16 protein-coding genes are annotated in these 23,038 nt (G+C 66.9%); 7 read left to right on the top strand and 9 right to left on the bottom strand.

The features are described 5' to 3' along the window. Positions 1–140: 140 nt before the first annotated feature. The 5 genes from typA (at position 141) to A9A59_RS09430 (ending at position 5,877) form a co-directional block, all read left to right on the top strand. Entirely contained in the window at positions 141–1,991 is a 1,851-nt protein-coding gene (gene typA / locus A9A59_RS09450) for a translational GTPase TypA (protein WP_098504034.1), read from the top strand. A 39-nt stretch (positions 1,992–2,030) separates the two neighbouring features. After that, positions 2,031–3,098, top strand: a complete 1,068-nt coding sequence (locus A9A59_RS09445; RefSeq protein ID WP_098504033.1) for a DSD1 family PLP-dependent enzyme — start codon at positions 2,031–2,033, stop codon at positions 3,096–3,098. A 277-nt stretch (positions 3,099–3,375) separates the two neighbouring features. Beyond that, positions 3,376–4,542, top strand: a complete 1,167-nt coding sequence (locus tag A9A59_RS09440) for an acyl-CoA dehydrogenase family protein (RefSeq protein ID WP_098504032.1) — start codon at positions 3,376–3,378, stop codon at positions 4,540–4,542. Between the two features lie 11 nt (positions 4,543–4,553). Beyond that, the gene (locus tag A9A59_RS09435) at positions 4,554–5,213 is read left to right on the top strand and encodes a nitroreductase family protein (RefSeq protein WP_098504031.1); all 660 of its coding nucleotides are present in this window, start codon (positions 4,554–4,556) and stop codon (positions 5,211–5,213) included. Positions 5,214–5,292: 79 nt separating this feature from the next. After that, complete coding sequence (locus tag A9A59_RS09430; protein ID WP_098504030.1) at positions 5,293–5,877, top strand: VOC family protein; 585 nt, start codon at positions 5,293–5,295, stop codon at positions 5,875–5,877. Here A9A59_RS09430 and A9A59_RS09425 read toward each other — a convergent pair. The 4 genes from A9A59_RS09425 to A9A59_RS09410 are packed head-to-tail and all read right to left on the bottom strand — an operon-like array spanning position 5,874 to position 11,023. Beyond that, entirely contained in the window at positions 5,874–7,091 is a 1,218-nt protein-coding gene (locus tag A9A59_RS09425; protein ID WP_165772634.1) for a GNAT family N-acetyltransferase, read from the bottom strand. The genes A9A59_RS09430 and A9A59_RS09425 overlap by 4 nt on opposite strands. Before the next feature lie 25 nt (positions 7,092–7,116). Beyond that, positions 7,117–8,892 carry a right-handed parallel beta-helix repeat-containing protein gene (locus A9A59_RS09420; protein WP_098504028.1) on the bottom strand — a complete coding sequence of 592 codons (1,776 nt, stop codon included), beginning with the start codon at positions 8,890–8,892 and terminating at the stop codon, positions 7,117–7,119. Between the two features lie 45 nt (positions 8,893–8,937). Further along, a complete protein-coding gene (locus A9A59_RS09415) occupies positions 8,938–9,780 on the bottom strand; it encodes an MBL fold metallo-hydrolase (protein WP_098504027.1) in 843 nt (280 codons plus the stop codon). A gap of 10 nt (positions 9,781–9,790) precedes the next feature. After that, positions 9,791–11,023 carry an aminotransferase-like domain-containing protein gene (locus A9A59_RS09410; protein ID WP_098504026.1) on the bottom strand — a complete coding sequence of 411 codons (1,233 nt, stop codon included), beginning with the start codon at positions 11,021–11,023 and terminating at the stop codon, positions 9,791–9,793. Between the two features lie 239 nt (positions 11,024–11,262). On the opposite strand from A9A59_RS09410, the gene gltB reads away from it, so the two are divergent. Both gltB and A9A59_RS09400 read left to right on the top strand, forming a co-directional pair. After that, positions 11,263–15,828 (top strand): glutamate synthase large subunit, encoded by a 4,566-nt coding sequence (gene gltB, locus A9A59_RS09405; RefSeq protein ID WP_098504025.1) that lies wholly within the window; start codon positions 11,263–11,265, stop codon positions 15,826–15,828. Further along, the gene (locus A9A59_RS09400) at positions 15,821–17,260 is read left to right on the top strand and encodes a glutamate synthase subunit beta (RefSeq protein WP_098504024.1); all 1,440 of its coding nucleotides are present in this window, start codon (positions 15,821–15,823) and stop codon (positions 17,258–17,260) included. Before gltB ends, A9A59_RS09400 begins: the two co-directional genes overlap by 8 nt. Before the next feature lie 38 nt (positions 17,261–17,298). Here the strand turns inward: A9A59_RS09400 and A9A59_RS09395 are convergent, their stop codons facing one another. The 5 genes from A9A59_RS09395 to A9A59_RS09375 form a co-directional block, all read right to left on the bottom strand. After that, complete coding sequence (locus A9A59_RS09395) at positions 17,299–17,883, bottom strand: serine O-acetyltransferase (RefSeq protein ID WP_165772633.1); 585 nt, start codon at positions 17,881–17,883, stop codon at positions 17,299–17,301. Positions 17,884–17,941: 58 nt separating this feature from the next. Then, a complete protein-coding gene (locus tag A9A59_RS09390; protein WP_098504022.1) occupies positions 17,942–18,940 on the bottom strand; it encodes a polyprenyl synthetase family protein in 999 nt (332 codons plus the stop codon). Continuing rightward, the gene (gene dxs / locus A9A59_RS09385) at positions 18,937–20,862 is read right to left on the bottom strand and encodes a 1-deoxy-D-xylulose-5-phosphate synthase (RefSeq protein ID WP_181950232.1); all 1,926 of its coding nucleotides are present in this window, start codon (positions 20,860–20,862) and stop codon (positions 18,937–18,939) included. The genes A9A59_RS09390 and dxs overlap by 4 nt, the downstream gene beginning before the upstream one ends. A gap of 111 nt (positions 20,863–20,973) precedes the next feature. After that, positions 20,974–22,221: a sensor histidine kinase gene (locus A9A59_RS09380; RefSeq protein WP_098504020.1), complete on the bottom strand. Its 1,248-nt coding sequence runs from the start codon at positions 22,219–22,221 to the stop codon at positions 20,974–20,976. Between the two features lies 1 nt (position 22,222). After that, positions 22,223–22,885, bottom strand: coding sequence for a response regulator transcription factor (locus A9A59_RS09375; RefSeq protein ID WP_098504019.1), 663 nt, complete (start codon positions 22,883–22,885; stop codon positions 22,223–22,225). Between the last annotated feature and the right edge of the window lie 153 nt (positions 22,886–23,038).

Raw genomic sequence — 23,038 nt, 5'->3', positions numbered from 1 at the left:
CTGGATCAGGTCGTAGCTGCTGCTCATCGCGGCCCTCCGGTCGTAGTGATGTCCAGTGTGCGGTGCCGCGCGCGGATTCGCAAAGGTCCGGGCGCCGGTCGCCGCTTCACCGGGTGCAGCCGCTCCCGCACACTGGAACTATGCCCGAGCGCCGCTCCGACATCCGCAACGTCGCCATCATCGCCCACGTCGACCACGGCAAAACGACGCTGGTCGATGCCCTGCTCAAGCAATCGCACGTCTTCCGCGATAACGAGCAGGTTGGCGAACTTGTCCTCGACTCCAACCCCCTCGAGCGGGAGAAGGGGATCACCATCATGGCCAAAAACGCCGCCATCGAGCACCGCGGCGTCCGCATCAACATCATCGATACCCCGGGCCATGCTGATTTCGGCGGCGAGGTTGAGCGCGTGCTGAACATGGCCGATGGCTGCCTGCTCGTCGTCGACGCGGCTGAAGGGCCGATGCCTCAGACCCGGTTTGTCCTGCGGAAAGCGCTCGAGCTTGGCCTCTACCCCATCGTGGTCATCAACAAAATCGACCGCCCGAACGCCCGGCCGGCCGAGGTGCTCGAGCTGACCTCCGACCTCATCCTCGAGCTTGCGACACAGGAGTATCAGCTCGATTTCCCGGTAATCTACGCCAGCGCGCGCGAGGGGTACGCCGGCACGTCGCCCGATGTGCGCGGCGGCGATATGGCGCCGCTGTTCGCCGCCATCCTCGAGCGGGTGCCCGGCCCGGAGTGCGATGCCGGTGCTCCCTTCCGGATGCTGGTGACCACGCTCCTCTACGATAGCTACCGGGGCCGCATCGCGGTCGGACGGATCCACGATGGGGCCGTGCGGCCTGGGATGGCCATCCAGCGGTTCGCCCACGACGGCGGGCGCGCCAGCTTCCGCATTGGGCAGGTCTTCGGTTTCCGCGGTCTCGACCGGGTGGAGCTCGAGGAGGCCCTCGCCGGCGACATCGTTGCCGTCACCGGCGTGCCCGACGTGCTCATTGGCGAGACGCTCGCCGACCCTTCCGTCACCGAGCCGCTGCCGTCCATTGCCCTCGAACCGCCTGCGGTGAAGATGACCTTCCGCGTGAACGACTCGCCGTTTGCCGGCCGCGAAGGGCAGTTTGTCACCAGCCGGCAGCTCCGCGAACGGCTGCTCCGCGAGGTCGAAACCAACATTGCGCTCCGGGTCGAAGACGGCGAGACGCCGGACCAGTTCATTGTCAGCGGCCGCGGCGAACTGCACCTCGCGATTCTCGTGGAGACCATGCGGCGCGAGGGGTACGAATTCGCGGTCACCCGCCCAGAGGTCATCCTCCGGGAGGGCCCGAATGGGCGCGAGGAGCCCTTCGAGCGCCTGTTCATCGAGGCTCCCGAGTCGGCGACCGGCTTCCTCATCGAGGCGCTCTCGGGCCGCAAGGCCCAAATGGTCGGCATGCACTCCGGTGAAGATGGGCGCGTGCGCTTCGAGTTCGATATTCCGACCCGTGGCCTCATCGGCTTCCGCGACGTGTTCATCACGGGAACCGGCGGCGAGGGCATCATGAACACCGAATACCTTGGATACCGGCCGTGGGCCGGCGAAATCGGCCGGCACCGCTCCGGCGCCCTGGTGGCCAGCGAGACCGGGACCGCGCTCGCCTACGGCATCGCTGCCGCCCAGGAGCGCGGCATCCTGTTCATCAGCCCCGGCGACGAGGTCTACACCGGGATGGTCGTTGGGCTCCACGCACGGGAGAACGACCTCGACGTGAACGTCTGCCGGGCCAAGCACCTTACCAATATCCGCAGCTCGACGGCTGACATCGCGGTCAAGCTCGTGCCGCCTCAACCGCCGAGCCTGGAGCAGGCGCTGACGCTCATTACCGCTGACGAGATGGTCGAGGTGACCCCGCGCTCCATTCGAATTCGCAAAGCCGAACTCAACCCGTCGCTTCGCGCCCGCGAGGCCCGCCGGGCGAAGTACGCCGCCGCGGAGGCCGCCCGCAGCTGACGGTAGCGAGACCGCCCGTGACGCCGTAAAGTCCCGCGCATGCGCCTCGATGACATCGACACCCCCGCGCTCCTGCTCGACCTCGACGCGGTCGAGGACAATATCGCCAGCATGCAGCGGCTCCTGGCGGGCAGCCATGTGCGCCTGCGGCCCCACTTCAAAACGCCCAAGTGTCCAGAGGTCGCGCGCATGCAGCTTGCGGCCGGCGCAATCGGTATCACGGTAGCGAAGCTCGGTGAAGCGGAAGTGCTCGCCGATGCCGGTCTCGGGCCGATCCTCGTCGCCAACCAGGTGGTGGGTCCGCAGAAGCTGAATCGGCTGATGGCGCTGCTCGCCCGGAAAATCGACATAACAGTTGCGGTCGAATCGGAGTTCAACGTCCGCGAGCTGGCGGAGGCCGCCCGCGAGGCAGGCGTTCGGGCGGGCGCAGTCATCGAAGTCGACGCCGGGATGCGCCGGTGCGGCACCGCGACACCCGCCGAAACGGTCCGGCTCGCACGGCTGCTGGTCGAGGAAGGCGTCAACTACCGGGGTGTCATGGGCTACGAGGGGCACATGTACGGTCAGCCCGACCCCATTGCCCGGGAGGCGCTCATCCGCGATGCGCTGGAGCTGGTGCGGAGCCACGTCGAGGCACTGAACGAGGCGGGCCTGCCGCCAGCAATGGTCTCGACCTCCGGTACGGCAAGTGTGCCAATCGCAGCCAGTATGCCTTTTGTCACCGAGCTCCAGGCCGGGACCTATATCTTCAACGATCTCCACAACGAAGCGTTCATTCCCGGTCACTTCCGGTTTGCGCTGACGCTCCTGACGACGGTCATTGCTGTGAAGGAGCGGTACGCCGTGGCAGATTGCGGCATGAAGTCGCTGACGAACGAGTTCGGCCCGCCCGTTTCCGTTGACGGGCGCATCCGAGCCGCGCGCTTGAGCGAGGAGCATGCAATCCTCGTGGGCGACGGCCTCGCCGACCTCCGCCCCGGGGACCGGGTCGAGCTGATCCCCAGCCATGGTGACACCACGCTGAACCTCCACGATGTCTACTTCGTCCGCAGGGGCGGTGAAATCGTGGACACCTGGCCGATCCTCGCGGCGCGGCGGTTCCGCTGAAGTCCGTACAATTTGCCTGGGAGCACCGCAGCGGCCGACGCTGCAGCTCGAGAGAGGGGTTCCGGCAATGCGCAAGTGTCCGTGGTGCGGACGTGAGAATCTCAGCGTGTACGCCTACTGCCAGGGATGCGGCCGGGGTTTCGCCGGGCCTGCCGAGCAGCGGGAAGAAAAGAAGCGACGGTTCCCCTGGCCCTTCGGTTCGAAGAAAGCCGCCTGACACAGACTTGCGCCCGGCCTGTCCGGGACCTACGCTTCGCGGCCTGCGAGGAGGTGCACCATGCAGGCCGCCGTATCGTCACTGCGTGACGCTGCCCGCGCGATCGCCCCGCTTGCGCGCGCATACGCCGACCAGACCGAGCGAGACCGCCGGCTTGCCGAACCTGTGGTAACGGCACTGCGCGATGCCGGGCTCTTCCGCATGCTGGTTCCGCGCGAACTTGGCGGCCCCGAGGCCACAGTGGCCGACCTGGTTGACTGTATCGCCACGGTGGCAGAGGGCGACGGCGCCGCCGGCTGGTGCCTGATGATCGCCGCTACCACCGGCCTCACCGCGGCCCTCCTCCCGAAACAGGGCGCGATGGAGATTCACGGCGACCCCGCGTCGATCACCGGGGGGATGCTCATGCCCCGCGGAACCGCCGAGCGGGTCCCCGGAGGCTACCGCGTGTCGGGCCGCTGGGCCTATGGCAGCGGCTCGCCGCACTGCACATGGCTGCTGGGCGGCGTGACAGTCATCGACGCCGACGGAAAGCCGGAGATGCTGCCCTCCGGCCATCCCCACTTCCGGATGGCATTTTTCCCCGCTGGCTCGTACACGGTCCACGATACCTGGCACGTAGCCGGTCTGCGGGGCACCGGCAGCCACGATTACGAGGTCCGCGACCTCTTCGTGCCCGAGCATCACACGGTCGGCATCGGCGGGGAACCGCCCTGGGTCGACGGCCCCCTCTACCGCTTCCCGATGTACGGGCTCCTTGCAATCGGCGTGGCGGCCGTGGGACTGGGCATCGCCCGGGCAGCGATCGACGAGCTCAGCTCCCTCGCCCGCGCGAAGACGCCGACCGGGAGCCGCCGTGTGCTCGCGGAGCGAGCCGCGGCCCAGGCCGGGCTCGCGGAGGCCGAGGCCCTGCTGGGCGCCGGCAGGGCGTTTCTCCTGGATGCCGTCGCCTCGGCCTGGGCCGCGGCCGAGGCTGGCGACGCGCTGCCTATTGCTGAGCGGGCGCGGCTCCGGCTGGCTGCCACCTACGCCGCCCGCAGCTGCGCCCGGGCGGTCGACATCTGCTACGACCTCGGCGGCGGGTCGGCGATCTACGAGTCGAGCCCGCTCCAGCGGCACTTCCGCGACATGCATACACTTACCCAGCACGTTATGGTCGGCCAGCAGATGTACGAAGTCGTCGGCCGCATCATGCTCGACCTTCCGACCGACACCTTCATGCTCTGACCAGGACGCCCATGGACCTCATCGACGGCATCATGACCCTGCGCGCCATCCGGCGGTACACGCCCGAGCCCGTGACCGACGACGAAGTGCTGACCTGCCTCCGGGCGGCCCGCCAGGCGCCGAGCGGGGGGAACATCCAGCCATGGCAGTTTCTCGTGGTCCGGGATGCGGCCACCCGTGAAGCCTTGGGCGAAATTTACCGCCGCGCCTACGACCGCTACGAACCGGCGATGCTGGCGGCGACGCCCCCGTTGAGAGATGAAGCCGAGGCTGAGCGCCACCGACGGACCGTGGCCTCGGCACGGCACCTCGCCGAGCATTTCGCCGAGGCGCCCGTTGCGGTCCTCTTCCTCATGCCGAACATCAGCATGACGCTCCGCGACGCCGAGGGGCCGCTCGATGTCGGCTCGCCCTACGCGTCCGTCTACCCGGCGGTGCAGAACTTCATGCTTGCGGCCCGAGCCCTCGGTATCGGGACGACCCTGACGACCGTGATCCGCATCTACCAGGACGAGGTCCGCCAGCTGCTCGGCATCCCCGACCGGTACGAAATCGCGGCGCTGGTGCCGATGGGCCGGCCCCGCGGCCGGTTCGGCGTCGCCCCGCGCAAGCCGCTCGGCGCGGTCACGCACTGGGAGCGCTTCGGCAACCGCCGCGTCGACCTGGATTGACCCGAGACCGCCCTGTAGCCGGCCTTCGCTGTCGTGGTGTACTGTAATTTGGCCGACCGTACAGGCGGCAGGAGGCAGCATGGAACGCAAGAACACCGAATTCGAATTCCGGGGCATCAACCACCTCGCGCTCGTCTGCCGGGACATGGAGCGCACCGTCGACTTCTACTGCAACGTGCTCGGCATGCCGCTCATCAAGACGATCGAGCTGCCGAACAACATGGGCCAGCACTTCTTCTTCGACATCGGGAACGGTGACTCGCTTGCCTTCTTCTGGTTCCCCGACGCTCCCGAGGCCGCGCCCGGGATTGCGTCGCCGGCCGGCATGCCCGGTGAAGGCGAACTGGCGACCGCCCACGGGTCAATGAACCACGTCGCCTTCGACGTGCCGCCCGAGAAGTTCGACGAGTACTACGAGAAAATCAAGGCCAAGGGCATCAAGGTCACCCCGATCCTGAATCACGACGACAGCCCGCGGCAGGTCTCGCGCGAGGTGCACGAGGGAACGTTTATCCGCTCCTTCTACTTCCAGGACCCGGACGGCATCCTTCTCGAATTTGCAACCTGGACACGGCCGCTCGGCCCGGACGACGTCAAGCACAGGCCGGCGCGGGCTGCGGACCGCGACCGCTACCTCGGCCTGGTCGGCACCGGCGGCGGCTAGAAACCGTTCGGGCAGAACGGCGCGTACGCGGTCCTGAAGAGGTCATCGGCGAGCCGGAGTTTCGCTTCGTCGGCGGCCTCGAGCCGCCCGGCGCGAGCGAGGAAGCTGGCAGACCACTGGCCGGCGAGGAGCGATGCCAGCGCGGCGGGCTCAAGGGTGATGTCCGCGCCCGGTCCGCTCACGCGGCGTACCTCCGCCCGGGGCCCGTTGGTTTCGAGTTCGTACGTGCCTGAATTCCAGGGGCACTCGTCGTCAGCCGTGAGCGATATGGTCAGTCGCCCTGCCGCTCCATACGCGCGCGCTTCGAGCGCTCGCTGAACATCGACGACGCGCATCCAGATGGCATCCTGCGTGCGCCGGTTGAGGACGCGCGGCTCGAGGAGAAGCAGCGGCGCCGGGTCATCGGGAGAGACGGCGCGAAGTTCGATCCGCCTGGCGAGGTCGTGCGACCGCAGGAACTCCCAGAGCGCCATCCATGCGGAAGCATCGAGGGCGACCAGCTCGTTCACGCGAATCTCCTGTTCACCCTCGTCGGGGGCGTGCTCCACCCCCTGCGCGGTATACACCGCGTACCCGCGCGGGGTGCCGTCAGCGTCGCGGTAGACGGCGACGTGCACCGGCAGGCCCTTCTTCGGCGGGCGAAACGTCGAGACGCGCCAGAGTTCGGCCGAGCGGTGGATGACGAGATTTCGCGGTGTGGCCCATTCGATGAAGACGGGCTTGATGACCGGATACGCCTCGTCCGTCGTCAGCAGCTCAATCTGGCCGGTAATATTCGGCCGTTGCGCGAGCCCCGCAAGCCGCGGGTCGAACCGGTAGGTCACCCCCGTGGAGGCGAGGCCATACCCGAACCGCTGGTAGATCGCCGCCATGCTCGCCCAAAGGATCGCCAGCGGCTGGCGCCGCTCGTACATCGTCTCCAGTGCCCTGCGCATCGTTTGGCGCAGCAGGCCGCGGCGCCGGTAGTTCGGCAGGGTCCCGACTGCGGTGACGCCGCCCATCGGAACGGGAACGCCGTTCAGCCGGACCGTAAACGGCCAGACGCCAAGGGTCGAAGCCATCTTCCCGTCGACGAACGCGCACACCGTCCATTCCGGCTGCGTGGCTGCGAGTTCGTCGTCCATCCCTTCCTCGCTGGCGAACACGTAGGAAACGATGCGGCCGTATTCGCGCAGCTCATCCCGGTCGGCGCAGGGGCGAATCTCGATAGTCATGGCGCGAGAGTATACGCAGCCGCGGTCACGGCTGGAGCGGCTGCAGGGTGACCGCCTCGCTGACCTGCACCTGGTAGGTTGCGCACGCCTCCACGAGGTCGAAGCCCGCCGTCCAGGCGGGTGCCGTGCCGTCGCCGAAGCGGCGCCAGCGCTGGGTAGCGGCGTCCCACTTCGCGACCTCGAGGAGCTTCCCCTCCAGCGAGGCAAGCGCATCGCGCGGGTCCGCGGACCCGCCGATGTAGACGACATCGTTCCAGCCCGGCTGCAGCGTGACCGGCACCGGGAACGAGACCGAGAAGCCGCCCGGCAATGTCAACGGCGTCGTGGCGAGAAACCAGTACTCCTGCCCCGGCTCGAGTGCCGCCAGCGTCCGGCCTGCCGGGGTCGCAGCCAGCCACCTGCGGTACTGCGGCGTCCCGTCGACCGCCTTGTAGATGGCCGTAACGGCGGGCGACTGCGCAGAAGGGAAGGCATCCCCCAGGATCAGCGGCGAACTCCCGAAGTACGCCACATGGTTCCACCCCGGCAGGAGCTGGACATTTCCGCAAACAACGGCGCCCGACCCAACCCGCGCCGGCCGGCTGAATTCGCTCGTGTTGCCCTCCGCATCGGTCGCCAGCGCCACCAGCCATTGCCCGGGCGAGACCGTCGCGGCCACGGAGAAACGACCGATTGCATCGGCGGTCACCGGCGGCCCGAGGGGCGCCGTGCCATAGTCGGTCTGCCCGCCGGGCGTATGGCTGGCCAGGTAGATCTCGACGCGGCAGCCCGGGCAGGTTGTGCCTTCGATGCCAGAAGGAGTCGCGCGCGTAATTGCGGGGTAGGCGACCCAGCCATTCGGACCGGGCGGCGGCTGGCCCGGCGGATTGCGGACGCCGTCTGCGCCGAGGTCGATCGCCAACCCGCGGATCCCCGCGAACGTGTTCCCGGTGAAGCTGTTCCCGTCGACAGGTGCCGGCTCAGTCACCGGGTCGACAACGATGCCGCTCCCGCAGTCCTCGAAGGCGTTGCCGCGGACGGTTGTCCCCGACGAGCCTGCCAGCAGCTCGACACATGGCCCGCTCACTGCGCGGAAGCTGTTCCCTTCGATGACAGCATTGGCTACGGGTACCGTGTTGCCCGAGACCCGGATTCCGACCGCCGTCCCTTCGACCGCGTTCCGGGCCGCGCCGGCCCCACCAATGGTGACATTGCTCCCGGACACCAGGATCCCGATGGCGTCCGGAAGCGAGGCCGGGTCAGCCGAGATGTCGTTCCCGGCGACTGTGCCGGCCGTTCCGGCGACCCGGATCGCGACGCCGCAGTCGTGGAACCGATTGGGAGCCGCCGGGGAGCCGACGGTGGCGTTCGCCCCTTCGGCCTGGAGGCAGGCGCCCGAAAAGCCCTCGAACGTGAGGCCCCGGATGGTGGCGCCAGGGCCGGTCACGCGCAGACCATCGTGCGGAACGGCCAGGCTGGCGGAGGCGCTGCGGAGGATGACGCCGCTGCCGGAGCCATCAATGGTCGCCCCGTCGGCGGTGAGCGGCGGGAGCGGGCTCGAGCCCACCGAGATGACCGCCGGGGCAGCCGCCGGGAAGATGGCCGGGTCGAAGCGGATGGTCGAGGCCCCTCCGCTGTTGACCGCGGCGATCGCTGCGCGAAGGGTGCAGTTGCCCGGGTGCGGGCAGGTCCCCGCGGTGTCGGCCGTTGACGTCACGGTGACGATGCCGGCGGCCCGGGCAGCGGGGGGCCATCCACCGCCGCCGGTAATGACTGCCGCAAGCGTGACGACAAAAAGGAGGAGGCCGAACCGGGCGCTCATTGCCCGTCACGCTACCGACTCGGCTGCTGCGACCGCAACTCGCCGTCAGAGCGGCTCGAAAACACGGCGGCCGTCCCGCCGGGTCAGCCGCCCGATGCCGGGGTGCGGCCAGTGCCCGGCCATCCAGAGAACGCCCTCCGCGATGGCGCGTTCGAAGAGCGCTTCGCGCGTCGCCGCGGACTGCACGGGGTCGACATCGAACGCGGGCGACCAGTCGGGGTGGATCAGCTGGGCCGGGTGGTGCGACGCATCGCCGATGATGAGCCCCCGTTCGAACCCGTCGACGATGCCGATGGCGACGTGTCCCGGTGTGTGCCCGGGTGTCGGGACGAACACGAGGTGCTCGTCGAGCGCGGTCTCGCCCTCGACGAAGCGGATGCGGCCTGTGTCGCGAAGGGGTTCGACGCACTCCCGCAGATGGTCGTTTCCCGGCGCCGCGAGCCGCTCCGGCGCCATCCAGTAGTCCCATTCCGTCTGCTGAATGACAAACTCCGCCTTCGGGAAGAAGACCTCGCGTCGCCCGCCGTCGAGGTCGATGGTGTTCCAGCCGACGTGGTCGATGTGCAGGTGGGTATGGACCACGAGGTCGATATCGGCCGGGTCCACCCCCGCGCCCCGGAGGGCCTCGTCGAGCCGGCCCACGGGGAATCCCGGCCGACGCCGGGGTCCCAGCCCGGTGTCGATGAGTAAGGTCCGTCCCGCGGAACGGACGAGGTAGCAGGTGATGCTCATGGTGAACAGCCCGCGCTCATCCGCCTCGGTTCCGAACTCTTCGTAGAAGCGGTCGGCGTGCTCGGGCAGGAAGTGGCGCGGGTTCATGAGGACCGGTGCGTCGAGCAGCGGTGCGATGGTGACTGACCCGATGGAGACCGCGTCGATGGCGGGCATCGGCGGGCTCCTACTTCAACCCCGAGCGGGCGGCAACGTCGGCCATCGCCTCGCCGAGCCGCTGGATGCCTTCTTCGATCTCTTCCATTGCGACATAACTGAAGGCGAGGCGGAGGTGGTTCGTGGCCTTTCCGTCGGCGAAGAACTGGGGGCCCTGTCCGACAATGACGCCACGCTCGTTCGCCGCGAGGTGGACATCGCGGGAGCTGAGCCCCTCCCGGAGCTCAAGCCAGAGGAAGAAGCCCCCCTTCGGACGGGTGTAGATCACGTATGGAGCGCAATAGCGGGCGAGCGCCTCTTCGACCCGTTCGAGCTTGCGTCGGTAGATCCCCCGGAGCCGGTCGATGTGGCGGTCCAGGTCGCCGTTCCGGATCATCTCGGCGATGACCCGGCCGAGGAAAGGACTGGAGCCCATGTCGTATCGGAGTGCCGCAATGCGCGAAATGAGCGCCGGCGGGCCCTGGATCCAGCCCATCCGGAGGCCGGTCGCGATGGTCTTGGAAAAGCTGCACACCTTGACCCCGTGCTCGCCGTTGCTGAGGGCAAAAATGGATGGCGGCGGTGGCTCTTCGAACCAGAGCTCACCGTAGGCATCGTCCTCGAGGACGAAGGTGTCGTATCGGCGGGCGAGGTCGAGCAGGTGCTCCCGGCGCGCGAGGCTCATCGTGCAGCCGGCCGGGTTCTGGTGGTTCGGAATGCAGTAGATGAACTTCGCCCGGCGACCCTGGGCGGCGAGTTCAGCGAGCTTCACTTCGAGGACATCTGTCCGCATGCCGTCGGCATCGAGCGGGATCGCCACCATCTCTGCGCCAAACGACCTGATGGTGCGCATCGAGCCGGGGAAGTTCGGGCTCTCGACCATAACGATGTCCCCGGGGTCGAGCAGGGTTTCGCAGACCATCCCAATCGCGTGTGCCGAGCCGCTGGCGATGATGACGTGGTCCCGGGAAACGGGAACGCCCTCCAGGCGGGTCCACCGCTCAGCGATGGCGTCCCGCAGGGGCAGCGGGCCGAAGGTGCCGCCGTACTCCAGGGCCTCCTTCCGCTCGCGATCGAGGACAGTGCGGGCGGCGCGGAGCAGTTCCTCGGCCGGGAGAGACGGGATATCGGGGAGGCCGCCCGCGAAGGAAATGAGGTGACGAGGGTCGGGTGTGGCCGCTGCCCAGACCTGCGGCCCGAGAATGCGGGCACGGGCGCTCACCACCTGGTCGACGCGTTCCGGGGTCCAGTAGGGCTCGGCCATGCGGCTGCTCCGGCGGGAAAGGGTGCCCGGATTATACGCGCTCGGGCCTGCGGAACCGGCCGGCGCGGCCGGACTCGACACGGTGATTGACGGGTTTGTTATACTTCAAGCTCACCCACCTTCTCGCGTGAGATTGCGAAGCATTTCACAAATGGCGCCCCGAAATTCCGGTGACGCCGAGGGCTTTTTTCATTTCGCAATCTCTTCGCGGCGGTGAGTCGGAACGAGGGGTACGCAGCATGCAGCATGCCGGAAGGCCCGCACGGCAGGGGCTCTACCAACCGGGGCTTGAGCATGACGCCTGTGGCGTCGGGTTCATCGTTCACCTCAAGGGACACCGCTCCCATCAGATTGTCCAGCATGCGCTGACGGCTCTGGAGAACCTGTACCACCGCGGGGCGTCCGGAAGCGAGCCCAACACGGGTGACGGCGCGGGCATCCTCATCCAGATGCCCCACGAATTCCTGCGCCGCGAATGCGCGCAGCTTGGCATCCGCCTGCCCGAGGCCGGCCACTACGGTGCCGGCCTGTTCTTCACATCACGCGACCCCCGGGCAACCGAACAGGCAAAGGCGCTCTTCGCCGCCATCGTGGAGGAGGAGGGCCAGCACCTCCTCGGCTGGCGCAGGGTGCCGACCAACAACGCTGACCTCGGCGCCACTGCGCTCGCGGCCGAGCCGGATATGTGGCAGGTCTTCATCGGCCAGGGCGCGAACGTGGCCGACAACGATGCGTTCGAGCGGAAGCTCTACGTCATCCGGAAACGGTTCGAGAAGGCGATCCAGCGCTGGGGCATCCGCGACGCTGAGTGGTTCTACTTTCCGAGCCTCTCCTCGCGCACCCTCGTTTACAAAGGCATGCTCACTGCCCGCCAGCTGCGCGGCTACTTCCCCGACCTCAGCGACCGCCACCTGATAAGCGCCCTCGCCATGTTCCACTCCCGGTTCAGCACGAACACTTTCCCGAGCTGGGAGCTGGCCCATCCCTACCGGATGATCGCCCACAACGGCGAAATCAATACCCTCCGCGGCAACCGGAACTGGATGGCTGCGCGCGAGGCGCTGTTCGCGTCGCCGCTCTTCGATGACATCAACAAGATTCTTCCCGTCATCAACGAGCACGGGAGCGATACGGCGAGCCTCGACGAAGCGCTCGAACTGCTTGTTATGGCCGGCCGCAGCCTGCCCCACGCCATGATGATGCTGATCCCTGAGGCGTGGCAGGAACACGAGAGCATGGACCCGGCAAAAAAGGCATTCTACGAGTATCACTCCTGCCTGATGGAGCCCTGGGATGGACCGGCCTCGGTCGCGTTCACCGATGGCCGCAACATCGGCGCCGTGCTCGACCGGAACGGCCTCCGCCCCTCCCGGTACTACGTCACGAAGGACGACCTCGTCATCATGGCCTCCGAAGTCGGGGTTCTGCCGATTGAGCCCGAGCGGGTCCTCATCAAGGGGCGTCTGCAGCCCGGCAAGATGTTCCTCGTCAGCCTGGAGGAAGGCCGCATCATCGACGACACCGAGCTGAAGATGAAGCTCGCGAACGAGCGGCCGTATGCCCAGTGGCTGAAGGAAAACCTGGTTCACATCGATGACATCCCGGCGACGGAGACGCCGCCGCCGCTGCCGCCCGACCTCCTGCTCGAGCAGCAGATGGCCTTCGGCTACACGATTGAGGACGAAAAGTACCACCTCGGTCCGATGGCCCAGAACGGTGAGGAGGCCGTCGGCTCGATGGGGACGGATACGCCGCTCGCCGTCCTCAGCGACCGGCCCCAGCCGCTCTACAACTATTTCCAGCAGCTGTTCGCGCAGGTCACCAACCCGCCGCTCGACGCCATCCGCGAGGAGCTCGTCACGTCGGTCAAGACGGTGATCGGCCCCGAGGGCAACCTCCTCGACCCGGAGCCGGAAAGCTGCCACCTGATCAGCCTCGACAACCCGTTCATCGACAACGAGCAGCTCGCCAAGTTCAAGTCGCTGAAGGACCACGCGCTCCGGGCCACGGTCCTCCCGATGCTCTTCCCGGCCAAGGCCGGCCCGGCGGGCCTCGAGGCCGCCATGGAAGAGCTGTGCCGCGCCGCCGACCGGGCAATCGAGCAGGGCGCGAAGATCCTCATCCTCTCTGACCGCGGCGTGGACGCCGACAATGCGCCCATTCCATCGCTGCTGGCTGTCGCCGGCCTGCACAACCATCTCGTCCGCGAAAAGAAGCGGACGCAGGTCGGCCTGGTGGTCGAGACTGGTGACGCTCGCGAGGTGCATCACTTCGCACTGCTCATCGGCTACGGCGCCGGCGCGGTGAACCCGTGGCTCGCGCTTGATTCGCTCGAGCAGGTACGCCAGGACGGCTACATCACTGCGGACTACCCAATTGAGAAGCTCCGGGCGAACTACCTCAAGGCGATTAAGAAGGGCGTCGTGAAGGTGATGTCCAAGATGGGCATCTCCACCATCCAGAGCTACCGCGGGGCCCAAATCTTCGAAGCCGTCGGCCTGAACGAGGAGTTCATCGACAAGTACTTCACCAATACGGTGTCGCGCATCGGCGGCATCGGCATTCATGAAATCGCGCAGGAGGTGCTTGTCCACCACCAGCGGGCGTTCCCCGAGCGCGATGGCGGCCTGCGCGAGCTCATGTGGGGCGGCCAGTACCAGTGGCGGCGCGATGGGGAGTACCACCTCTTTAACCCCGAGACAGTCTTCCGTCTCCAGCACTCCACCCGCACCGGCCAGTTCAAGATTTTCAAGGAGTACACCCGCCTCGTTGACGACCAAAGCAAGCGGCTCGCCACGCTCCGGGGGCTGTTCGAGCTGAAATCCGACCGCCAGCCGATCCCGATTGAAGAGGTCGAACCGGCCGAAAACATCTTCAAGCGGTTTGCCACCGGGGCCATGTCCTTCGGTTCAATCAGCGCCGAGGCCCACGAAACCCTTGCTATCGCCATGAACCGCATTGGCGGCAAAAGCAACACCGGCGAGGGCGGCGAAGACCGCCGCAGGTACACCCCCGACCCGAACGGCGACTCCCGCCGCTCCGCAATCAAGCAGGTGGCATCGGGTCGGTTCGGCGTCACGAGCGAATACCTCGTCAATGCCGACGAAATCCAGATCAAGATGGCGCAGGGGGCGAAGCCCGGCGAAGGCGGTCAGCTGCCAGGGAGCAAGGTCTACCCGTGGATTGCGGAAGTCCGCCACGCAACTCCCGGCGTCGGCCTCATCAGCCCGCCGCCGCACCATGACATCTACTCCATTGAGGACCTCGCGCAGCTCATCCACGACCTCAAGAACGCGAATCCGCGGGCCCGCATCAGCGTGAAGCTGGTGGCCGAGGTGGGCGTCGGAACGGTAGCGGCAGGCGTGGCGAAGGCGAAGTCGGACCACGTCCTCATCTCCGGCCATGACGGCGGCACCGGCGCGAGCCCGCTGACGTCGATCAAGCACGCCGGGCTTCCCTGGGAGCTCGGGCTTGCCGAGACCCAGCAAACGCTGGTGATGAACAAACTCCGGGACAGGATCGTGGTCCAGGTCGACGGTCAGATGAAGACCGGGCGCGATGTGATCATTGCGGCCCTGCTCGGCGCCGAAGAGTACGGATTTGCGACGGCGCCCCTGGTGGTGATGGGCTGCGTGATGATGCGTGTCTGCCACCTCGATACCTGCCCGGTCGGCATCGCGACCCAAAACCCGGCGCTGCGCGAAAAGTTCGCCGGGCGCGCCGAGCACGTCGTGAACTTCTTCCGGTTCATCGCCGAGGAGGTCCGCGAGTACCTGGCCCAGCTTGGCTACCGCTCGCTGGACGAGATCATCGGCCGGACGGACCTGCTCGATGTGCGCCGGGCCGTCGACCACTGGAAGGCCCAGGGGCTGGACCTTTCGGCCATCCTCTACCGGCCGGAGGTTGACCCGTCGGTGCCTGTGCGCTGTGTCACGACGCAGGATCATGGCCTTGAGCGGGCACTCGACAATGAACTCATCCGGCTCGCGCAGCCGGCCCTCGAGCGGGGCGAGAAAGTTGTGCTCGACATGCCGATCCGGAACGTGAACCGCACGGTGGGCACCATGCTTGGGAGCGAGCTGACCCGCCGCTACGGCCACACCGGGCTCCCGGATGACACCATCGACATCACCTTCCACGGCTCGGCCGGGCAAAGTTTCGGCGCGTTCCTGCCCGCGGGCATCACGCTGAGGCTCGAAGGAGACGCGAACGACTACATCGGCAAGGGCCTGTCGGGCGGCAAGATCATCGTTTACCCCCCGAAGAACGCCTCATTCGTGCCCGAGGAAAACATCATCATCGGAAACGTCGCCCTGTACGGCGCGACCAGCGGGGCCGCATTCTTCCGCGGGGTGGCCGGCGAACGGTTTATGGTCCGCAACTCAGGCGCCGTCGCCGTGGTCGAAGGCACTGGCGACCACGGATGCGAGTACATGACGGGCGGCCGCGCGGTGATCATCGGGCGCACCGGGCGCAATTTCGCCGCTGGAATGAGCGGGGGCATCGCCTACGTGCTCGACGAGCACGGCGATTTCCACACGCGCTGCAACATGGAGATGGTCGGCCTCGAGCCGCTTGAGGAGCCGGAGGACCTCGACCTTGTGAAGGGGCTGCTCGAGCGGCACGTCGAATACACCGGCAGCACCGTGGCTCAGCGTCTTCTCGCCGATTGGCCGGCAGCCGCAAAGAAGTTCGTGAAGGTCATGCCGACCGATTACCGCCGCGTGCTCGAGCAGCAGCGCTACCAGGCGCAAAATGGCGGGCAGGGCACGCAGACGTCCACCGTGGGAGCTGCCCGTGGCTAAGCCGACTGGATTCCTCGAATTTCCCCGCGAAACTCCAAAGCGCCGCCCTGTCGAGCAGCGCATCCATGATTGGCTCGAGGTCTACGAAGAGTTCCCGCTCGATAAACTCAAGACGCAAGCCGCCCGCTGCATGGACTGCGGGATCCCCTTCTGCCACCAGGGCTGTCCGCTCGGCAACATCATCCCCGACTGGAACGACCTGGTGTACCGGGACCGCTGGCGGGACGCCATCGACCGGCTGCACGCGACGAACAACTTCCCGGAGTTTACGGGGCGCCTTTGCCCCGCCCCATGCGAGGCAGCGTGCGTTCTCGGCATCAATGCTGACCCGGTGACCATCAAGCAGGTCGAGCTCGAAATCATCGAATACGCGTGGCAGGCCGGGTGGGTGAAGCCCCAGCCTGCCACCCACCGGACCGGGAAGACCGTTGCCATTATCGGTTCCGGCCCGGCCGGTCTCGCCTGCGCCCAGCAGCTCGCGCGGGCCGGTCACGACGTCACGGTCTTCGAGCGCGATGACCGCATCGGCGGTCTGCTGCGTTACGGCATCCCCGACTTCAAAATGGAGAAGAGGTTCCTCGACCGCCGGCTCGCGCAAATGGAGGCCGAAGGCGTGGTGTTCCGCCCGGGCGTGAACGTCGGGAAGGACATCGATGCCCGGGAGCTGCTCGAGGAGTTCGATGCCATCTGCCTCGCTGGCGGTGCGACACAACCGCGCGACCTCCAGGTCCCAGGGCGGGAACTCAAGGGCGTCTACTTCGCAATGGAATACCTGCCGATGCAAAATCGGCGCAATGCCGGGGACGAAATTCCTGACGAGGAATTCATTACCGCTAAGGACAAGCGCGTGATCATCCTCGGCGGCGGCGACACCGGAGCTGACTGCCTCGGCACTGCCATCCGCCAGGGCGCCCGGGAAGTTCTCCAGTTCGAGATCATGCCGAAGCCTCCGGTCAGCCGGCCGCCAGAGCAGCCGTGGCCGCTCTACCCGAACATCTACCGCGTCTCCTCGGCGCACGAAGAGGGCGGGGTGCGGGATTACTGCATCATGACTACCCGCCTCTCCGGCGAAAACGGCCGCCTGACGACCCTCCACGCGGTCCGTGTCGAGTTTGTGAACGAAAACGGGCGCCAGGTAATGCGCGAAATTCCCGGTTCCGAGTTCTCCGAGCCGGTCGACCTGCTCCTGCTCGCCATGGGGTTCCTCGGGCCCGAAAAGGGCGGCCTCCTCGAGCAGCTCGGCGTGCAGCTTACCGAACGCGGCAATGTCTGGGCCGATGAGAACAAGATGACCTCGGTCCCAGGGGTCTTCACGGCTGGCGACATGACACGAGGCCAGTCGCTCATCGTGTGGGCCATCGCCGAGGGCCGGGCCGCCGCCCGCGGCATCGACCAGTACCTGATGGGCGAAACGATGCTGCCGATCAACTAGGCCCGGGGGCATCCCGTCCCACGCTCGGCGTGGCGGCCTCAGGAATCTGCAGACGAACTCCGGGCTGGACCGAGCGGGTATTCGTGCTCGACCACCCGCGCCGGCACCCCGACTGCCGTGGCGTTCGGCGGGACGTCGCCGAGGACGACGGCATTTGCGCCTATCCGGGCGTTGTCGCCGATCGTGACGGGGCCGAGGATTTTCGCACCCGTGCCGATGAAGACGAAGCGACCGATCGTCGGACCCTCGAACGACACGTCCGGGCCGCCCGTATTCAACCCGATCGTGACGAAGGGTGCGATCGAGCAGTGGGGTCCGATACGGGTCGTTCCATCAATCACCACATGCCCGTGATTGATGAGCAGTCCCGGTCCAATTTCGACCCGGTCGCCGATGGAGACCCCGGCCAGCGCCATCGTGAGCCGTCGGCAGAGCACCGGCAGCAGTGGAATGCCCCGCTTTCGCAGCCAGGCCTGCAGGCGATAAATGAGCACGACCTGTGCTTCAGCCGAAAGGAGGACACTCGCGATCGTTTCGGCGCGGGGCCCGAACAGCCGGCGTACGCCGGGCACAGCGTGCCACGTGACCGCCTGACGGACGTCCTCGCGCACGTTCTCGAACATGCCGTCCTCCGCCGCTCGCCTCGTTCCTGGTTCACCTGCCATCGTCGCACCGGCCGTGCTAGCGGTCACGCTCGACGATGAGCCGCCCGAACTCGTACAGGCCCCCGGCCGCTCCGGCGGTCAGCCCTGTCGAGGCGAGCAGTGCTTCCGCCTCCCGCGCAAACGAATTCGCAAGCTCTCGGGTTCGCTCACGAGCCCCGGCCCGTTCGAGCAACTGCACAATCCGTGCGGTGTGCGCCGGGTCCTCGGCAGGCGAACGGTACAGCTCCCGGAGCTCCTCCCCTGCGCCCGTCGCCATCGCGAGAACGACCGGGAGTGTCTTTTTGCGCCGGACGATATCGCTCGACGTCGACTTCCCGGTCGCGGATACGTCGCCCCAGGCCCCGAGGTAGTCGTCGTGCACCTGGAATGCGATGCCGAGCCGCTCGCCCCACTGCCGCAGCCGCTCGACCTGCTCGCGGCCCGCACCGGCGAGGGCGGCACCGATGCCGGCTGCCGCTCCGAGGAGCGCGCCGGTCTTCCCGGCGACCATATCGAGGTACTCGGCCTCCGTGACGTCGGACCGCGATTCGAACGCAAGGTCGAGCCACTGCCCGGCGACCATCCGCTCGACTGCCTCGAAGAGCATCGCTAACGCCAGCTGCGCCCCTGGCGCCCGGCTCTCTGCAAGCTGCCGCAGCCCGCGCGTGTAGAGGAAGTTGCCGAGGTTGATCGCCTGCGCCTCGCCGATGAGCTGCCACGCCGTGGGCCGGCCGTGGCGGAGGAGGTCACGGTCCTGGATGTCGTCATGGACCAGCGAGAAGTTGTGCACCAGCTCCACGGCGACGGCGCCGGGCAGCGCGTCCACAGGGCTGGCGCCGCAGGCGGAGGCCACTTCCATGCACAGCAGCGGGCGAAGCCGTTTCCCGCCGGCTGCCGCCGGGGAGCCGTCGGCCGACTCCCACCCCAGGACGTAACGAGAAAGCCGCAGGAGCTCGGGGGGGCCGTCGGCAAGGGCAGCCCGCAGCGCAGCATCGAAAATGGGCAGATGGCGCGCCAGCGGCCCGGCGCTGCTCATGCGAGCGAAGGCGTCGGCGTGGCGGTGTTGCTGGTCGCTCCCCGGCCCGCGAGGGCCTCGCGCGCCGCAGCAGCAATCCCCTCGGCATCCAGGCGGTACAGGTGCCGCATAGTCGCCTGCGGTCCGTGGTCGACGATGGCGTCCGGCATGGCCAGCGCGCCGAGGTACCGGTCAGCCAGCCCGTGGTCAGCGAGCAGCTCCAGCACAGCGTCGCCGAAACCGCCCGCGCGGACGTTCTCTTCGGCTGTGATGATGCCGGCCGTCGACTGCGCGACCCCAAGCAGCAGCTCTTCGTCCAGCGGCTTCGCGAAGCGGGCGTTCACGACCGCCGCATCGATGCCCTCCGCGGCGAGCAGGTTAGCCGCTTTGAGGCACTCGGTCACCGGTGCGCCAAAGCCGACGAGCGCGATGTCTCGCCCCTCGCGGAGCAGTTCGCCCTTTCCGATAGGGAGCGCCTGCATGGGCAGGTTCGTCGGCGCGCCGGGCCCGCTGCCCCGCGGATAGCGCACGGCGAATGGGCCATTGTGCTGAATGCCCGTGTACAGCAGGTCGCGCAGCTCTCGCTCATCCTTCGGGGCGCTCACGACCATGTTGGGCAGGCAGCGCATGTAGCTGATGTCGATAAAGCCCTGATGCGTCTTGCCGTCGTCACCCACAAAGCCAGCCCGGTCCATCGCGAACACGACAGGGAGGTTCTGGACAACGACGTCGTGGACGACAGAGTCGTACCCGCGCTGGAGGAACGTGCTGTAGATGGCGGCGATGGGACGAATCCCCTGCGTGGCGAGGCCTGCGGCGAACGTCACAGCGTGCTGCTCGGCAATGGCGACGTCGAAGACGCGGCCCGGGTGATTCGCATGGACCGGGGCGAGCCCGGTGCCCTCCAGCATCGCTGCTGTGATGGCCACGACCCGGGGGTCCGACTCAATCAGCTCCTGCACGGCCTGGGCGAACACCTGGCTGTAGGTGGGCCGGGGTGGCGGAGCTGAGGGGTCCGTCTTTTTCAGCCAGTATGTCCCGCTGTGGCTCTTGATCGGGTCGGCGGCGGCCTCGGGGACGCCGTGACCCTTTTCGGTCAGGACATGCAGGAGCACAGGCTTTCCTTCCACCTTCTTGATGGCCTTGAGGGTCGCTTCGAGCTCCCGGATATCGTGGCCGTCAATGGGACCGTAGTACTCGAACCCGAACTGTTCCCAGAAGCTGGCAGGCACGAGGAGATCGCGCAGGCTGGCCTTGACGCGCTTGGCGCCCTCCCAGACCTGCCGTCCGAGAGGGAGGTGCTCAACGAGCTCGCCGATTTCCCGCTTGGCGTTCCGGTACAGCGGGTCGACGCGGAGTTTGTTCACGTTGCGGCTGAGCGCACCGACGTTCGGCGAGATCGACATCGCGTTGTCGTTCAGGATGACGATGAGCCGGTGGAGGCCGAGATGTCCGGCGTGGTTCATAGCCTCCAGGGCCATGCCGCAGGTCATGGCGCCGTCACCGATGACGGCGATGGTGTAGAAATCCTCGCCCTTCAGGTCGCGCGCCACCGCCATGCCGACGGCGGCGGAAATGGATGTCCCTGCGTGACCGGCGCCAAAAACGTCGTGCTCGCTTTCCTTCCGGTCCGCGAAGCCGCTCAGGCCGCCGAACTGCCGGATAGTGTGCATCCGGTCCTTGCGCCCGGTCAGGATCTTGTGGACATACACCTGGTGGCTGACGTCCCAGACGATTTTGTCCTTCGGCGAATCGAAGAGGCGGTGGAGCGCAAGGCTCAGTTCCACGACGCCGAGGTTCGATGCGAGGTGTCCGCCGCCGCCGATGCCGTCCACGGTTCGTACGAGGAATTCGCGGATCTCGCCAGCCAGCGTCTGCAGCTGCTCGTAGGTCAACCCCCGCAAGTCCCGCGGAGTTTCGATCCGGTCCAGTAGCTGAGCCACGTCATGCTCCTCCTGACTCATCAGTAGGCCACGGCCCTGGCCTTGCGAGCGGTACGGCGGCTTACGCGACCACCTCTCCCGCTGGCGTACCTGGCATGGGCGGGGGGCTCGTCACGCAAGCCTGCCAGCCTCCCACTGCAGCGCCCTGGGACGGCGCGAACCCGATTCCGCTCTCTCCCCGGCCGGGGCGTTCGGAAGCTCGACCCAGAACGTGCTGCCGACTCCAGGCTCGGAACGGACTCCGACGTTCCCTCCCATCGCATGGATGAGCTCCTTGACGATGGCCAGGCCAAGTCCCGTGCCGCCCTCGCGTCGACTCCGCCCTTTGTCGACCCGGTAGAACCGGTCGAAGATGTGGGGAAGCGCCTCCGCCGGGATGCCGGGCCCGTTGTCTTCTACCTCGACGCGCCCCGAATGACCGGTCTCCAGCACTCTAACGGTCACGGTGGCCCCTTCGCCGGAGTATTTAATTGCGTTATCCACCAGGTTCAAGACGCAGCGGTGGAGCAGGTCCGGGCTGGCCAGCACCTCCCCGCTATCGGGGGTGTCGAGCCGGAGGGCGACACCCCGGTTTGCAGCGAGCGGCTGGAGCTCAGCAACCACGTCACTGGCCAGCGCACCAAGGTCGACCGGTTCGCGCTCAATGCGTGCGCCCTCCTCGTTCGTCAGCAGGAGAAGGTCTTCGCTCAGGCGGGTCAGCCGCTCAGTCTGCGACTTGATGGTTGCAACCAGGTCGCGGTACTCCTCGAGCGTCGCATCGGGGTCCATCTCCGTGACTTCAATATTGGTCCGGATGGCCGCCAGCGGCGTGCGAAGCTCATGGGACGCATCCTGCACAAACTGGCGCTGGCGCTCGAATGACGCCTCGAGCCGGCCGATCATCGAATCGAATGTCTCAGCGAGGGCCCACAGCTCGTCACGTGGGCCCTGGTAGTTGATCCGCCGGCTGAGGTTGGTGGCGCTGATTTCGGAGGCGGCCTGCGTGATATCGCGGACCGGCCGGAGCAGCACCCCAGACAGGACATAACCTCCAATTCCCGAGGCCAGCGCCAGTCCAACCACCGAGACAAGGGACCAGTACTGGAGGCGATCGAGGCTGCGCGAGTAGATGCCGTCCTCCACCTCGCGAAGGGTGTACGACTCGGTCTCGATCGGCACGATGATCGCCTGGGCCGGCCCTGTTCGCACCGGCGTGTAGACCACATCGTTATAGCGTGAGAGCTCAAAGACCGGCGGCTGGTCAAGCCGTACTGCGAGGTTGAGCGCGACCACGAAGGCAACGCCGAACACCAGCAACAGGCTGGAGTACCAGACCGTTAGCCTGAAGCGGATGCTGCGGAAGAACGGCGGCAGTCGCACCCTAGAGCACGTAACCCTTTCCGCGGATCGTTTCGATCAGCTGCTCCTCAAACCCATCATTCAGTTTCCGTCGAAGATTGTTCATGTGCACCTTCACCGTCTGGGTGAAGGGGTTGGCGTGCTCGTCCCAGATCTTCTCGAGGAGCTCTTCCTGGGGCACGGCCCGCCCCTCGTTCCGGGCGAGGTAGTAAAGGAGGGCGAACTCCTTCGGCGTGAGGTGAATTTCCTTCCCCTCGCGTCGGCAACGGTTCGTGTTGGGGTCGAGCTGAAGGCCTCGGGTTTCGATGATCGGCTCACGCATGGAACCGTCCCGGCGGGTGATCGCCCGGATCCGGGCAGCCAACTCGCTGAACGCGAACGGTTTGACCAGGTAGTCGTCAGCGCCCTGGTCCAGACCCTCGATCCGTTCCCGGATTGAGCTGCGGGCAGTTAACATAATAATGCCGCCCGCGAATCGGTCCTCGCGGAGCCTTCGGCATACTTCGATGCCGTCGACCCGTGGCAGATTAAGGTCGAGGCAGATCACGTCGTAGTTCGTCGTGGCGGCCATCTCGAGCGCCTCGGCGCCGTCCCGGGCTACATCCACCTCGTACCCCTGCTTAATGAGGCCGCGTTCAATGGCGCCCGCGATTGCCTCCTCGTCTTCGACGACCAGCACGCGCATTGCCGCAATCCCTCCAACCCGTAGTTCTTTTACCGTAGCGCAGCAAATCCGAAGCGAAGGTAAAGGAATCGCGGAACAGCATGGTGCCGGGGCGCTTTGAGACGACTGGCTGATGCAGGCGCTGTATCATCCCCGTGGCGGCTCCCCGCCACA

The sequence above is a fragment of the Tepidiforma thermophila genome (assembly GCF_002563855.1).
Classification (GTDB): domain Bacteria; phylum Chloroflexota; class Dehalococcoidia; order Tepidiformales; family Tepidiformaceae; genus Tepidiforma; species Tepidiforma thermophila.
This window is presented reverse-complemented; position numbering and strand designations above follow the sequence as displayed.